The sequence below is a fragment of the Dechloromonas sp. ZY10 genome, from assembly GCF_041378895.1.
Taxonomy (GTDB): Bacteria; Pseudomonadota; Gammaproteobacteria; order Burkholderiales; family Rhodocyclaceae; genus Azonexus; species Azonexus aquae.
Map to the genome: position 1 here is coordinate 3346427 of NZ_CP144212.1, position 14944 is coordinate 3361370.

Here is a 14944-nt window from a genome sequence, read left to right on the forward strand (position 1 = left end):
GGCTAGGGCAGAACCAGCAAGGTACGCGTTCCCGGCGGCAGCTTCTGGTCGCTGCGCAGATAGGCGACCAGATCTGGGCGCAAAGCCAGTTCCCGGCCAAGCTCCTCGGGCGACAGGCTGCGCGGCGGCTTGCCCTGACCGGTAAAGACCATGCGCGACCAATAGGCGCGCATCTGGTTGCGGCTGCGGCCCAGCAAAATCTGGTAGAACAGCTCGCGCAACTCGCTGTCCTCACTATCAACTGGCATCACACCCTGAATTGCCCCACGCCCTGCGCTCATGCCGAGAAATAGCGAGGCAGCCTCATCTCTCGCCAGCGTCCTGAGAGCAGCCCGGTCACTGGCAATCAGGATGACGCCGTTTCCCTCCCCGGCCAGCGCCACCGGGTTGGCCCAGCAGACAACGAACAGGAAGAGGACAATTGCACGCATTCAGAAAGCCCAGTCCATAACCAGCGAAAAAACTTCGAACCGAGAACGTCCCGCCGGCAAAGGACTGGCCTGCAGACCATAGGTTTCCGGCCGGACACTGTCCCATTGAGCCTTGAGCGCCATGCCAGCGGCAAAATCCCAACGCACCCCCAGCGACCAGCTCTGCTGGTTTGAGTCACGCCTGGCCAATAGCGCGTTCGCAGCCTGAGCTGCCGGCCCATGGAGGCGGTTCTCCTGCAACGGACTGCTGGTCCGGTTGCGGGCATACGTCACATAGGGCGTCCAATTGCCCCAGGTATGTCCGAGGGTCAGATACCCCCCGACTCGATCGCGCAGTGAAATCCGCTGCAGTTGCGTGGCACCGATTTCCGACATCAGTAGCCAGCCAGCGCGCTCATAGCGCATCCCCAGCCCCCCGTACCACAGGCCATTGACCGTACCCACGAGATATTCCCGCGCCACCTCGGGATTTTCCATGGCAATCAACTGCCCAACCCGATCGATTGCCGGCATCTGCAACTGGGCATCGGCATAGACTGCCGCTGCCTGCAGGGTCAGATGCGGATTCGCCAGCGTCAGAGCCAGGCCGAAATTGCGACGATTGGTATTTTCGTAAGTTGGCCGCTGCAACGACGCCCTCGCCGCATGCGCGGTCAGCGTCGCCATGTAGGATCCTGCGGGCTGGCGGTAACGGACCTGCACCCCTTCGAGCGGAGTCATTTCCCCGACCAAGGTATAGAGTTCGGCTGGCGGCCTGACCCAGGGATGGGCATAACCGATGTCGAAACTATCAGTTGTCAGAAACAGCACCTGGCGAATGCGTCCAAGCCGTGCCTCGAATTGCGGTGATGGCTGCCAAGCGAGATAGGCAACCGGAAATTCGCCCTGTACTTCGTTGAGACCATTACGATGCAACAGCCACTGGCTGGTGAAAGCCCAATGGTCTGCCACCTTCCAGGACGCCTGCAAACCGACCCGGTTATCCAGTCGATCTGTCCAGTTCCTGCCAGCCGCTTGTACCTCGGCATCATTGGGGCGATAAGCGACCCCGGCAGCCAGCGTGCGCGCTATCCCCAACGTGCCATGCAGATTGAGCGTCAGCGGTTCCGGCTCTCCTGCCCACAGCAGCAGCGGCAGCATCAATCCGGGCAGCGAGCGCAGACAGGCGAGGGCAAAGCACGTCAAATATCGGTCAAACTGCATTGATCTCCCCGGAAAAAACCTTCAATCCATCCCCCAGCCCAGTCATCTTAGCGCAAATCAGTGGCGACTAACGCCCTCCCTCCTGACGGTACTGGCTGGGCGGCAGGCCGGTCCGCCGAGTGAAAAAGCGGGAAAAATAGGCCGGATCGGCAAAGCCAAGCTGGTAGCCAATCTCGCTGACCGGAACGGCGGAAAAGCGAAGCATCCGGCAAGCCTCCTGCAAGACCCGCTCGTGCACCACCTCCTTCGACGGTCGCCCGGCGACCCGGCGACAGATGTCGTTGAGCCGGGCTTCGGTCACCGCCAGTTCGCCGGCGTAGGCGGACAGCGTCCAGTGATCGCGGAAATGCGCCTCAACCAGATCGCAAAACTGCATGAAGACGCGCAAATCCTCGCTCCGCTCGGGGCGTAGCCCCTGTAGCGGCTGCCCTGCCAGCAACAAGCGGCCAAGATGGATGAAAGCGCACTCACCCAAGGCCAGCAACAGTGCCGAGCGGCCCGGTGCGCTGCGCTCGACTTCGGCTTGCAGCAGGCTCAGCGCCTGGATCAGCGCCCGGTAATCAGGTTGGCACTCGGCTGGTAGCGCCGCAATTTCGAAGAAGCCACCGCTGCGCAGCAGACTGTCCGGCCACTGCCCCGGCATCGCCCTGAACCAGTTGCGCACAACCTCCTGGCGTACGGTCAGGACATGACCATCGGTATCTTCTTCCGAATAAAACGCATGCGCCACCGTGGGCGGGGTAAAGATCAACAAAGGCGCCTGGCCCCGATAGACCTGTCCGTCGAGGTCGAGGTTGATCGCACCGCGTTCGAGCACGTGCAGTTGGAAGAAGCAGTAATGCCGATGGACCGGCGTGTTGCGACCGAAAAAGTCGGCCAACCGGGCAAAGGTTTCGTAGTGAATCTCGCATTCTGGGTCCCGCCGGTCGTAAACCCGGCCGATGTGGATATCGGGAATTGCCTGCGTGTTTTGATGCGTCATGGCTAAAGGGGGACGACGAGGATTAAGCAAGCTTAGCGCAAGCCGGCAACGCTTAAGCCTTTTGGCTCATTAACATGTTAGCTTTCGCCGGCTATGATGTCTCCCGCAACGATGCACCCTGGTTTTGTCCTCCCGTTCTGATCGCACTGCCGTCCCGTCACCATGTCCCGCAAACTCGCCTACCGCAATCTGCCCCAACTTTTCCTCCGTGCCCGCGAAGAACTGCTTTGCCACTTCCGCCCGATCATCAGCCACTTCGGTCTGACCGAACAGCAATGGCGCATCCTGCGCGCCCTGAGCGAGCACGAACAACTGGAACCCCGCGAGATTTGCGAAATCTGCCACATCCTCAGTCCCAGCCTGGCCGGTGTGCTGGCACGGATGGAGGAAATGGGGCTGGTCACCCGCACCCGGATGGCCGAAGATCAACGCCGCGTCAGCGTCCGCCTGACCGAAAAGAGCGAGGCTCTGGTCGCCGAACTGGGGCCGCTGATCGAAGCCCAGTACCGGATCATCGAGGAGGCCTTCGGGCCGGAACTGATCGGCGAGCTGTACAAGATCATGGACCGGGTGATCACGGTCGGCGCCAGCCCGATCAAGCGCGTCGAACTACCCCCCAAGCGCGACTGGATCGGCGGCAAGTAGGCTGCCCGCGGCCCCTCCCGCCCAGCCCTTTCCTGCCTCGATTGTCCGGCATCTGACATTCGCCTGTCCTTGCCTGCGCTAAGCTGCCACATGGCACAATAAGCGCCCCAAAAACAACGAGGACACAAGGAGACAAGATGACCTATGAAATCGCGGCCACCCCGCTGTGGCGCCCTAATCCGGCCACCGTCGGCGACACCCGGATGGCGCAGTACCTGCAGGCAATGGGCCGGGGCGACTACGCCGCCACCTGGCAATGGTCAGTCGAGCAGCCGGCGGATTTCTGGTCCTCGATCTGGGATTTCTGCGGTGCCATCGGTGAAAAATTCGGGGAAAAAGGCCAGGAAATCCTGGTCGACCGTGACAAGATGCCCGGCGCCCGCTGGTTTCCGCAGGCCCGCGTCAATTTTGCTGAAAACCTGCTCGCCCGCGACGCAGAAGGCGAAGCCCTGGTCTTCTGGGGTGAGGACAAGGTCAAGCGCCGCCTCAGCCGCGCCGAGCTAACGCGCGAAGTCGCCCGTTTCCAGCAATGCCTGCTCGCCGCCGGCGTCGAACCCGGCGACCGGGTCGCCGGCTACCTGCCCAACCTGCCTGAAACCCTGGCCGCAATGCTCGCCGCCACCGCGCTCGGCGCAATCTGGTCGTCGGCCTCGCCCGACTTCGGCGTGCAGGGTGTACTCGACCGCTTCGGCCAGATCGAGCCCAAGGTGCTGGTCTGCGTCGATGGCTACTGGTACAACGGCAAGCAGGTCGATTGCCTGGCCAAAAACGCCGAAGTCGTCGCGCAAATGCCGTCGCTGGTCAAAACCGTCGTCGTCCCTTACCTCGACCCGCAGCCCAATCTGGCCGCCATCGCCAACGCCGTGTTGTGGACCGACCTGGCCGCCACGGCGGCACCGGTCGAATACCGCCGCGTCGCCTTCGAGCATCCGCTGTTCATCATGTTCTCCAGCGGCACCACCGGCGTCCCCAAGTGCATCGTGCACTGCCACGGCGGCGTCCTGCTGCAGCATCTCAAGGAACACCAGCTGCATGCCGACGTGCGCCCCGGCGACCGCTTGTTCTACTTCACCACCTGCGGCTGGATGATGTGGAACTGGCTGATCTCCGGCCTCGCCTCGGGTGCCACGCTGCTGCTTTACGACGGCTCGCCGTTCGCAGCGCGCGGCAAGGTGCTGTTCGACCTCGCCGAAGCCGAGAAGATGACCCACTTCGGGACCTCGGCCAAGTTCATCGACGCTGCCGCCAAGCTCGGCCTGACGCCCGGCAAGACCCACAACCTGGCCGCCCTGCGCGCGCTGTTCTCGACCGGCAGCCCGCTGTCGCCCGAAGGCTTCGACTGGGTTTATCGCGAAATCAAAGAGGACATCCTGCTCGCGTCGATTTCCGGCGGTACCGACATCGTCTCCTGCTTCGTCCTCGGCAACCCGGTGCTGCCGGTCTATCGCGGCGAAATCCAGTGCCGTGGCCTGGGCATGGCGGTCGAGGTGTTCGACGACAACGGCCGGCCAGTGCGCTCGGAAAAGGGTGAGCTGGTGTGCACCGTGCCCTTCCCGAGCATGCCCGTCGGTTTCTGGAATGACCCGGACGGCAAGAAGTACCGCGCCGCCTATTTCGAGCGTTTTGACAATATCTGGTGCCACGGTGACTTCGCCGAACTGACGGCGCACGACGGGATCATCATCTACGGCCGCTCCGACGCCACCCTCAACCCCGGCGGCGTACGCATCGGCACTGCCGAAATCTACCGCCAGGTCGAGCAGTTGCCGGAGGTCGTCGAGTCGCTGGTGATCGGCCAGGACTGGCCGCCGGGCAAGAACGACGACGTGCGCGTGGTGCTCTTCGTCAAGCTCGCTGAAGGCCTGACGCTCGACCAAGGGCTGAGCGAACGGATCAAGAAGCAGATCAAGGACAACACCACGCCGCGCCACGTCCCGGCCAAGGTGGTTCAGGTGCAGGACATTCCGCGCACCAAGTCGGGCAAGATCGTCGAACTGGCGGTGCGCAACGTGGTGCACGCGCAGCCGGTGAAGAACGTCGAAGCCCTGGCCAATCCGGAAGCGCTCGAACACTTCCGCGACCGCGAGGAATTGCGCGACTGACCCGGCCAATCAATCAGCCGGATCGGTAATAAAAACGGCAGGCGCGCAGCCTGCCGTTTTTCATGTTCTTTTCGCACGCCTCGCCGGCAGTGAGGAAGCCCTCAACCGCGATCCGGCAATACCCGGCGCAGCAGCCCAAAGCCGGAACGCAGCACCGACAACGGCAATTGCAGCAGCCAACGCAAGGCATCGACAATCCGCCGGCTTGCTTCCGGGGCCTCGACCCAACGGCAGAATACGGCTCCGGCGACAACGCTCACGGTCCACGCCGCAAACAAGGCAAAAACACCGACGACCATGCCCGCTTCGCTGAATTGCGCAAACAGCGCATTGGCCAGCAGCAATACCGGAAAATGGACCAGGAAGATGGAGTAGGAATTGACCCCGAGCCAGCCCAACCAGGGACGATCCAGCCACCGCTCAAGGCCACCGCTACGCCGTGCGATACCGAGCAACAGCGCCAGCACCAGGGAAACCACGATCCGGCCACGGAAATCGAGTAACAAGGCTGCCATCACCACGCAGCAGATCACGCCCAGCCAGGACAACATCCGCCGCCGGTCACCAGCCCACCAGGCCGCCGCCCCCAGCGCATAAGAGCCGAAGAAATAGAGCGCCCAGTTGTCGAGACTGGTCTGCCGGTTGAAATAAAACAGCGAGGCCAGACCGAGCAGCAGGACCAGCAAGGGTGCCAGCAAACGCCGCCGTCCGCTCCACAGCAGCAAAGCCATCAGCGCGAACAACTGGAAGTCGATCGCCACATACCAGACGCCGGCCGAGAGCGACTCGACACCGAGCACACCATGCAGCAATACGGCATGTGCCAGCCATTGGCCAACCGTCGCCCGCGCCGGAATCATATCGTCGTCGAGCCAGCGGTCGGCCAGTGCGGCGCAAACCACGGCCAGCGAAACCGCAACCATGAACGGCACCACCAACCGGACATAGCGTTTATATAGCAAAGGCCAGGGCGCCCGGGACAATGCCTGCCCGTCCGGCGACAAACCCCGTGCCGCGAGAAACCCGGCAATCACCAGAAAGACCTGCACTGCCATCCGGCCGTATTCAAACAGCAGGCTCGACAACAGCGGCGCGGCCTCCTGCAAGGCTTGCGCGAGGGGGCCATAGCTGGCCAGATGATGGAGAAGAATGATCTGCGCTGCGAGGCCTTTCAGGCCATCAAGCAACGGCATGCGCTGTACGACTTTCATTGTGCTTATTTTACGCCTGTTGCTGCGGCGCAGCAAAATTCACCTGAAAAGAATGGGGTTTTAGACAAAACGGGCGATAAAGGCACCAGCCTTGGTTTCAGGCAGATCGACCCAAACCGTGTGGCCGTTGCCGGGAGCCACGGTCAACGCTTCGCCCGCGCGATTTTCCAGGCGCCCCAGGGTCCAGCTCAGATTACCGGAGGGATGCACGCATTCGAGGCGATCGCCCAATGCAAAACGGTTCTTGACCTCGATCTCCATCAGGCCGCGCGCGGCGTCGAAACGGCTGGCGTCGCCAACATAAAGGCTGCGGTCCGATTCCGAATGGCCGCGCAGGTAGTTCTGGTACTCGGCGTCATGGTGGCGCTGGTAGAAGCCGTCGGTATAGCCGCGATTGGCCAGGCCTTCGAGTTCGCGCAGCAGGGTCGGGTCGAGCGGCTTGCCAGCCACGGCGTCGTCAATCGCCTGCCGATACGATTGACAGGTGCGGGCAACGTAGTAAGGCGACTTGGTCCGCCCCTCAATCTTCAATGAATCGACGCCGATTTCGACCAGGCGCTGGACATGCTCGATCGCGCGCAGATCGCGCGAGTTGAGGATGTAGGTGCCGTGTTCGTCCTCTTCGACCGGCATCAGTTCGCCCGGCCGTTCCTTTTCCTCGATCAGCCAGATTTTCTTGGCCGGATCGCTGTCGACCGTAGCGCTTGGCCGCACAATCCCCGCCGCATCCTCGGCGGCACCGCTGACCTTGTAATCCCAGCGGCAGGAGTTGGTGCACGTTCCCTGATTCGGGTCGCGGTGATTGAAGTAGCCGGAGAGCAGGCAACGCCCGGAATAGGCGATGCACAAGGCACCGTGCACAAAGACTTCGAGTTCAACATCCGGGCATTGCTGGCGGATTTCGGCGACTTCGTCGAGCGACAGTTCGCGCGACAGGATCACACGGTCGACCCCCATTTTTTTCCAGAAACGGACGCTGGCCCAGTTGACCGTGTTGGCCTGCACCGAGAGATGGATCACCTGCTCAGGGAAGTTTTCGCGGACGATGTCGATCAGCCCCGGATCGGACATGATCAGCGCATCCGGCTTGAGCGCGATCACCGGCCGCATGTCAGCCAGGTAGGTGGTCAGCTTGGCGTTGTGCGGATAGATGTTGCTGACCACGAAAAACTGCTTGCGCAAAGCGTGCGCCTCGGCAATCGCCTCGCCCAGGGTTTCCAGGCTACCGAATTCGTTGTTGCGGACGCGCAGGCTGTAGCGCGGCTGGCCGGCATAGATCGCATCGGCGCCAAAGGCGAAAGCGGTCCGCATCATTTGCAAAGAACCGGCCGGAGCGAGCAGTTCGGGAGCCTTGCGCATAGTAAAATCCTGAAAGAACAAAAAATCGAAGCCGTGCATTTTAGCCTGCCTGCTGCCTCTTATCCTGCCTGACGTCCTGATTTCCCTCCTTTATGTCCGAAGAGATTCTGATCAATTTCACCCCGCAGGAAACCCGGGTTGCCGTCATGCAGCAGGGCGTGGTCCAGGAACTGCATATCGAACGCACCGCCAGCCGGGGCCTGGTCGGTAACATTTATCTCGGGCGCATTTGCCGCATTCTGCCCGGCATGCAGTCGGCCTTTGTCGAAATCGGCCTCGAACGCACCGCCTTCCTGCACGTTGCCGACATCTGGCAACCGCGTGAAACGCAGAGCGAAAAACCGATCGAAAAAATGCTCAGCGAAGGCCAGAGCATTGTCGTCCAGGTGGTCAAGGACCCGATCGGCACCAAGGGCGCCCGTCTGTCCACGCAGATTTCGATTGCCGGCCGGATGCTGGTTTACCTGCCGCAGGAGAAGCACATCGGAATCTCGCAGCGGATCGAGTCGGAAGCCGAGCGGGAATCGCTGCGCGACCGCCTGACCCGCCTGGTCCCGGCCGATGAGGCCGGCGGCTTCATCGTCCGCACCATGGCCGAGAACGCCAGCGACGAGGAATTCGCCAACGACATCGCCTACCTCAAGAAGACCTGGGCCGACATCAAGGCCAAAGCCCGCGTTTCCGGCCCACCAACCGTGCTCTACCAGGAACTGTCGCTTGGCCAGCGCGTGCTGCGCGACCTGGTCAACCCGGACACCACGCGCATCGTCATCGATTCGCGAGAGAACTTCCAGAAACTGAGCGGCTTCGCCGAGGAGTACACGCCGGCGGTCCTGCCGCTGCTCGACCATTACACCGGCCAGCGACCGCTGTTCGATCTGCACGGGGTCGAGGAAGAAATACTGAAGGCGCTGGCCCGCCGCGTTGACCTTAAGTCCGGCGGCTACCTGATCATCGACCAGACCGAGGCGATGACCACCATCGACGTGAACACCGGCGGCTTTGTCGGCGTGCGCAACTTCGACGACACCATTTTCAAGACCAATCTCGAAGCCGCCGTCACCATCGCCCGCCAGCTACGGCTGCGCAACCTCGGCGGCATCATCATCGTCGACTTCATCGACATGGAAAGCGACGAACACCGCCGCGCCGTGCTCGAGGAGTTCAACAAGGCGCTGGCGCGCGACCATACCCGACTGACGGTCAATGGCTTCACCCACCTCGGCCTGGTCGAGATGACCCGCAAGCGGACCCGCGAATCGCTCGCCCACATCCTGTGCGAACCGTGCCCGACCTGCAGTGGACGAGGTGAGGTCAAGACCGCGCGCACCGTCGCCTACGAGATCCTCCGCGAGTTGCTGCGCGAGGCGCGCCAGTTCAACGCCCGCGAATACCGCGTACTGGCCGGCCCGGCGGTGGTCGACCTGTTCCTCGACGAGGAATCGCAGGCGCTGGCGATGCTTTCCGACTTTATCGGCAAGCCGATCTCACTGCAGTCGGAGAGCAGCTACTCGCCCGAGCAATACGATATTGTCCTGATGTAAACATCCTGCCCGGAGGCCCTTGATGACTACCGATGCCGAATTCGACAGCCTGCTTCCTGCCGCCACCCACAACCGGCGGGAATTCCTCGCCGCCTCGCTCGGCGCCGGCTTCGCGCTGGCCGTACAACCAGCGCTGGCACAAACTCCCAACCTCGTGCGCACTGACGGCCAAGGCTTGAGTGCCGGGGAGGTCCGCATCCCTGTCGCCGACGGCGAACTGCTGGCTTACGCTGCTCGTCCTGAAGGCGCGACAGCCGGTGGCTGGCCGACGGTGCTGGTGGTTTCCGAAATTTTCGGCGTGCATGAATACATTCAGGATGTCTGCCGCCGCCTGGCCAAGCTCGGCTACCTGGCCATCGCGCCCGAATTGTTCACCCGCCAGGGCGACCCGCGCAGCCTGAGCAGCATTCCCGACATCCAGGCGAAGATCACCAGTCGCACCCCGGACACCCAGGTATTTGCCGACCTCGACGCCAGCGTTGCCTGGGCCGGCCGCCAGGGCGGCGACCTGCAGCGACTGGCGGTCACCGGTTTCTGCTGGGGCGGCCGCATCACCTGGCTGTACGCTGCGCACAACCCAAAGGTTCGCGCCGGCGTTGCCTGGTACGGACGCCTGGTCGGCACGGTCAATGAATTCACCCCACAGCACCCAACGGATATTGCCGCCCACCTGACCACGCCAGTTCTCGGCCTCTACGGCGGCCAGGATGCCGGCATCCCGCAGGAAACCGTCGAGCAGATGCGGCAAGCGCTGGCTCTGGGTCGCAGTACTTCGCACATCCATGTTTACCCCGACGCTCCGCACGCTTTCCACGCCGATTACCGCCCGAGTTTCCGGGCCGAAGCGGCGGCTGATGGCTGGCAACGCCTGCTTGAATGGCTCAAACAGCACGGCGTTCGCTGAATTTCCCGTATAGTTCGCCTTTCCGTTCCCCGGAACCCGCATTCGTATCATGACTACCGAACAAAACACCGCTCCCGCCCAGACTGTCGATGCCCGCGCCGTCCTCAAGGACCTGCAGGCCCGTTTCCCGGTTTTTGCCGATCACAGCCCGCTGGCCATCGGCATCGACCGCCAAGTGCTGGCACAAATGCCGGAGCTGAGCAAAAAGGCCCTGCGCCTGGCCATGCGCAACCACACCCAATCGACCCGTTACCTGAAGGTGATGGAGAAAGCCAGCGTCCGCCTCAATCTGGACGGCACCCCGGCCGACGAGGTGACCGACGAAAACCGGCGACACGCCAGCGAATTGCTGCGCGAGCGCTTCAAGAAACAGGCGGAAGCGCGCAAAGCCACCGAAGCCGCAGCCCGCGCAGAAGAACGCAAGCAGCAAAAGCTGCTTGAACTGGCCGACAAGTTTGGGCGCAAGGGCAGCCGCTAAGGCCGCGCACGGCAACTGGCAAAGGCGGCGGGCTCCGGCTATCATTCGCCCTCAGCTTTCCCGACTGCCTTTCCCCCAATGAGCGACCCCGCCGCCGGTACCATTTCCTCCCGCCTCCTCCCGCTGCTGCAACAACTGCGGCAGGTTGCCGGCGAGAAGGATCGTGACCGGATCAATCGTTACATCCTCGACACCCTGGCCAAGCTCTACGGGATTGAGGACGGCGCGATCTATCTTTATTTCCTGCACGGCAACCAGCACTGGCTGGCGATCAACGCTGCCCTGACGCATCGCGATGGCGAACGGGAGATCAGCAGCATCGACCCCTACCAGCTCAACGTGCATGCCCGCCAGGAACTGGAAGGACTGCCGCACCTACAGACTCCGCTGCAGGATGGGACCCGCCATCTGGAGGAAAGCCAGCACTGGCAGCTACTGGTCTATCCGCTGCTGCACAAGGATACGCCGTACGCCCTGATCGAACTGCAGCGGGCCACCCCGTTCGCAGCCGACGAACTGGAGGAACTCGATCAGTTCATCGGCATCCTGCAGGATCACCTGAATCTGGTCCGCTATGCCGAAACCGACACCCTGACCGGGATGCTCAACCGCAAGACCTTCGACGAGAATCTTGATCGGGTCCTGGCCAGTGTGCATGAGTGCGAAGTCGAGAATATTCCCGCCAGCGGCGAACAGCGGCACCTGCCGCCCGAACCGGGCCTGATCTGGCTGGCGGTGATGGATATCGATCACTTCAAGCAGATCAACGACAACTTCGGCCACATTATCGGCGACGAAGTGCTGATCCTGCTGTCGCAGCTGATGCGCGACTCCTTCCGGCTGCACGATCAACTATTCCGCTTTGGCGGCGAGGAATTCGTCGCGGTTCTCCGTACCGGGTCGGCCGAAGACACAGTCAGGGTTCTCGAACGCTTCAGAGAGCACGTTGCCGAGCACGCCTTCCCACTGGTCGGCCAGGTCACGATCAGTATTGGCTACACGCTGGTCGACCCGCTCGACACCCCGACCGAACTGGTTGCCCGTGCCGACTCGGCGCTGTATTACGCCAAACAGAACGGGCGCAACATGGTGGCCTGCTACGAGGACCTGCGGGCAGCAGGGCTGATTGGCGGCGGCCAGGCAAAAGCCACCGAGATCGAACTGTTCTGACCCGCGTGGTGCGCCGCGTACCGCCTACAACACCCGCCAGCCGAGACGCTTGAGCAATTCCCCGGTTTCGCAGACCGGCAAGCCCATGATCCCGGTATAGCTGCCGGCAATATATTCGACAAACAAACCAGCCCGCCCCTGAATGCCGTACGCACCAGCCTTGTCCATCGGCTCGCCGGTGGCAACATAGGCGCGGATTTCGTCGCCTGACAGCACGCGGAAACGCACCTCGCTGCTCGACAACACATACTCGGTCTGCCCCCGGTCATGTACTGCAACCCCGGTCAGAACCCGATGCGAGCGGCCTGACAAGGATTCCAGAATGGCGATCGCGTCATCGGCATCGCGTGGCTTGCCGATGATCCGCCCGTCGACCTCCAGCGTGGTATCTGCCGAAAGGATCGGCCGCGGCAGCAAGCGGCGGGTAATCATCAGCCGCGCGCCATGTTCGGCCTTGGCCCGGGCGATCCGCTCGACATAGACGATGGCGCTCTCGCCGGGCTGTGGCGTTTCGTCGACTTCATCGTCGGTCCGCTGGCCGGCTCGGAACAGCAGGGTATCGAACTCGATCCCGATCTGGGTCAGCAACTCCCGGCGACGCGGGCTGCGGGAGGCGAGATAAATGCGCATGGCTCAGCCTTCGCGATGATAAGGGTGATTCTTGAGCACGCTGACCGCACGGTACAGTTGCTCGCATAAGAGTAGCCGGGCCATGCCATGCGGCAGGGTCAGACTGGACAGACGCAGCTTGTCGCTGGCCTGACGCTTCAACTCCTCGTCGATCCCGTCGGCACCGCCGATCAGCAGCACGCAATCGCGCCCATCCTGCATCCAGTTCTCCAACCGGCGAGCCAACTGCAGGGTGGTCAGATCGTCGCCCTTTTCATCGAGCACGATCAAGCGGCAACTATTCGGCAAAACCTCGCGGATGCGCGCTTTTTCGGCGGCCAGCAGTTGTTCCCGGGTTTTCGAGCCGCGTGGCTCGGGCTTGATCTCAAGCACGCTCGCCGGCAACTCACGGGGCATCCGCTTCAGGTATTCGGCGCAACCGGCAGCGACCCAGTCGGGCTGCCGATGCCCGACGGCGACAACCTGCAGTTTCATTCGCCGCGCGCAGCCTCAAGAGCACTGCGGTGCAGGTCCGGGGTCACCTGCCACAACTCTTCAAGGTTGTAATACTGGCGGACGCTAGGTTGCATCACGTGCACGACCAGATCGCCGAGGTCGACCAGCACCCATTCGCCACCATCTTCGCCTTCGACCGACAGCACTTCGCCGCCCTGTTCACGAACTTTCTCTTGAACATTGCGCGCCAAGGCCCGGACCTGGCGATTGGAGTCGCCGGTGGCGATCACCAGTCCGTCGAACATCGACGTCAGCTGGGCCGTGTTGATAACTTCAATATCCTTGCCTTTGATGTCTTCAAGGGCGGATACAACGATTTTTTGCAGGGAACGCAGGTCCATTAGAGGCTTCGGTAGAGTTGATGGGTTTGAATATAGTCGAGTGCCACATCCGGCAACAGGTAACGCGCCGACAGGCCGTTGGCCAGCAGCTTGCGGATCTGGGTGGCCGAGATCGCCAGCTGGGTCATCGCGAAACTAACAATCCTTCCAGCTGGTGCCTGGGCCAGAACCGCCGGATCGGCATTGTGGCAACCGGCAAAGACTTCCGCCAGGTCCGGCCCCAGGCTTTCAGCCGCAATCGGGAAACCGGGCCGGTGAGAGACTGCCAGATGCGCCAGGGCGAGCAGGTCACGCCAGCGATGCCAACGGTCGAGCCCGGCAAAGGCGTCAGCGCCGACCAGCAACACCAGCGGTTGCGCCGCGCCCAGTTCGGCCCGCAAGCGCTCCAGGGTGTGCACGGTGTAACTGGGCGCAGCCGCCAGTACCTCGGCCGGGTCGACGGAAAAATGCGGATTTCCGGCCGTCGACCGTAGCACCATGGCCAGCCGCTGCTCGCCGCTCACCTGTGGCGTCCCGCGATGCGGCGGCTGGCCGGCAGGAATCCAGCGCACGCCCCCCAGCCCCAGTTGAAGCACGGCCTCCTCGGCCAGCCGCAAGTGGCCATAGTGCACCGGGTCGAAGGTGCCGCCAAAAATCCCCAGCGGTGCCGACCCGGCGACCGCAGATGTCAGCGGGTCAGACAATTTCGGAAATACCAAAGATGTCGCGATACCCGGCGTAAAAACTGGCGAATACGACCGGCGCGACAATCAGCGCCAGAGGCATGACCACCAGACCGACCAGGAAATTACCGCCCGCCGGAATCAACGCCAGCAACAGCCCCAACACCACGGCGGGAACGATACCGGCGACGACGAACAGGCCCAGGCCATAGACCAGGAACGGCCGCCAGTTCATTGCGCAGGCAATCAGACTGAAAAACAGCGCCTTGGCCAGAGAGAGACGATGCCAGGCAAGCAGGACCGGAGCAAACCACCAGGCCATCACCACCGGCGTCAGCAACAGCATCACCACGGCGGCCGAAACGGTGAAATCGGCATCTTCGAAGGCTGCCCGCTCAGCCTTGCTGTCGGCGAGCATGAACTGGAACAGGTTACCGCCGTCGAACAGCGCCGAAACCGCGAGCGCCCCCAGCGTTGCGCACAGATACAGGGCCCCGAGTGCAAACAAGCTGCGACCGCTCTCGCGCAGCGCCGAAAACAGCACCGCCGGCGTGATCGTAACGCCCCGCTCAGCGTGCCGCGCAGCCTGCATCAGGCCTACCGACAGGGCCGGAATGGCCATTGACGCCAGTAGCGGACCGAGCAGCGGCAGAACATTGAGAAAGAGTACGATGAACCAGTAAAGCACCACCAGCATCGCCAAAGCGGCCGGACTCCGGCGGTACAGGGCAATGCCGCCGAGAATCCAGTTCCAGCCAGCTGCGGCAGGGAGGGTTTGCGCACGCAT

Annotated in this window: 16 protein-coding genes; 6 read left to right on the forward strand and 10 right to left on the reverse strand. The window is 62.6% G+C overall.

Translation table 11 applies throughout. The annotated features are described in order from the left end of the window. Positions 1-2: 2 nt before the first annotated feature. The 3 genes from VX159_RS15300 to hpaA form a co-directional block, all read right to left on the reverse strand. Complete coding sequence (locus tag VX159_RS15300) at positions 3-431, reverse strand: hypothetical protein (protein WP_371323732.1); 429 nt, start codon at positions 429-431, stop codon at positions 3-5. Further along, the gene (locus VX159_RS15305; protein WP_371323733.1) at positions 432-1571 is read right to left on the reverse strand and encodes a hypothetical protein; all 1140 of its coding nucleotides are present in this window, start codon (positions 1569-1571) and stop codon (positions 432-434) included. It lies immediately after the preceding gene. 130 nt (positions 1572-1701) lie between these two features. Continuing rightward, positions 1702-2616 carry a 4-hydroxyphenylacetate catabolism regulatory protein HpaA gene (hpaA, locus tag VX159_RS15310; protein WP_371323734.1) on the reverse strand — a complete coding sequence of 305 codons (915 nt, stop codon included), beginning with the start codon at positions 2614-2616 and terminating at the stop codon, positions 1702-1704. Positions 2617-2778: 162 nt separating this feature from the next. Here hpaA and hpaR point away from each other — a divergent pair, with 162 nt between their 5' ends. After that, complete coding sequence (gene hpaR, locus VX159_RS15315) at positions 2779-3261, forward strand: homoprotocatechuate degradation operon regulator HpaR (RefSeq protein ID WP_371323735.1); 483 nt, start codon at positions 2779-2781, stop codon at positions 3259-3261. A 137-nt stretch (positions 3262-3398) separates the two neighbouring features. Then, positions 3399-5363 (forward strand): acetoacetate--CoA ligase, encoded by a 1965-nt coding sequence (locus tag VX159_RS15320; protein WP_371323736.1) that lies wholly within the window; start codon positions 3399-3401, stop codon positions 5361-5363. 101 nt (positions 5364-5464) lie between these two features. Here the strand turns inward: VX159_RS15320 and VX159_RS15325 are convergent, their stop codons facing one another. Together VX159_RS15325 and yegQ are read right to left on the reverse strand one after the other, a co-directional pair. Then, complete coding sequence (locus VX159_RS15325) at positions 5465-6574, reverse strand: acyltransferase family protein (protein WP_371323737.1); 1110 nt, start codon at positions 6572-6574, stop codon at positions 5465-5467. A 60-nt stretch (positions 6575-6634) separates the two neighbouring features. Continuing rightward, complete coding sequence (gene yegQ, locus VX159_RS15330) at positions 6635-7933, reverse strand: tRNA 5-hydroxyuridine modification protein YegQ (RefSeq protein WP_371323738.1); 1299 nt, start codon at positions 7931-7933, stop codon at positions 6635-6637. A gap of 92 nt (positions 7934-8025) precedes the next feature. Here yegQ and rng point away from each other — a divergent pair, with 92 nt between their 5' ends. The 4 genes from rng to VX159_RS15350 all read left to right on the forward strand — a co-directional run bounded on the left by rng (position 8026) and on the right by VX159_RS15350 (position 12029). After that, entirely contained in the window at positions 8026-9477 is a 1452-nt protein-coding gene (gene rng, locus VX159_RS15335) for a ribonuclease G (protein WP_371323739.1), read from the forward strand. Positions 9478-9499: 22 nt separating this feature from the next. Continuing rightward, positions 9500-10381 carry a dienelactone hydrolase family protein gene (locus VX159_RS15340; protein WP_371323740.1) on the forward strand — a complete coding sequence of 294 codons (882 nt, stop codon included), beginning with the start codon at positions 9500-9502 and terminating at the stop codon, positions 10379-10381. A 49-nt stretch (positions 10382-10430) separates the two neighbouring features. Next, entirely contained in the window at positions 10431-10859 is a 429-nt protein-coding gene (locus VX159_RS15345; RefSeq protein ID WP_371323741.1) for a ProQ/FINO family protein, read from the forward strand. 78 nt (positions 10860-10937) lie between these two features. Then, positions 10938-12029: a GGDEF domain-containing protein gene (locus VX159_RS15350; RefSeq protein ID WP_371323742.1), complete on the forward strand. Its 1092-nt coding sequence runs from the start codon at positions 10938-10940 to the stop codon at positions 12027-12029. A gap of 24 nt (positions 12030-12053) precedes the next feature. On the opposite strand, the gene VX159_RS15355 is transcribed toward VX159_RS15350, so the two are convergent. From VX159_RS15355 to VX159_RS15375, 5 genes are read right to left on the reverse strand one after another with little or no spacing between them, the layout of a single operon-like run. Next, entirely contained in the window at positions 12054-12659 is a 606-nt protein-coding gene (locus tag VX159_RS15355; protein ID WP_371323743.1) for a nucleoside triphosphate pyrophosphatase, read from the reverse strand. A gap of 3 nt (positions 12660-12662) precedes the next feature. Continuing rightward, positions 12663-13133, reverse strand: coding sequence for a 23S rRNA (pseudouridine(1915)-N(3))-methyltransferase RlmH (gene rlmH, locus VX159_RS15360; RefSeq protein ID WP_371323744.1), 471 nt, complete (start codon positions 13131-13133; stop codon positions 12663-12665). Continuing rightward, positions 13130-13495, reverse strand: a complete 366-nt coding sequence (rsfS, locus tag VX159_RS15365; protein WP_371323745.1) for a ribosome silencing factor — start codon at positions 13493-13495, stop codon at positions 13130-13132. The genes rlmH and rsfS overlap by 4 nt, the downstream gene beginning before the upstream one ends. Next, positions 13495-14178, reverse strand: a complete 684-nt coding sequence (gene nadD / locus VX159_RS15370; protein ID WP_371323746.1) for a nicotinate-nucleotide adenylyltransferase — start codon at positions 14176-14178, stop codon at positions 13495-13497. The genes rsfS and nadD overlap by 1 nt, the downstream gene beginning before the upstream one ends. After that, on the reverse strand, positions 14171-14944 hold the full coding sequence (locus VX159_RS15375; protein WP_371323747.1) for a BPSS1780 family membrane protein: 774 nt from the start codon (positions 14942-14944) through the stop codon (positions 14171-14173). The genes nadD and VX159_RS15375 overlap by 8 nt, the downstream gene beginning before the upstream one ends.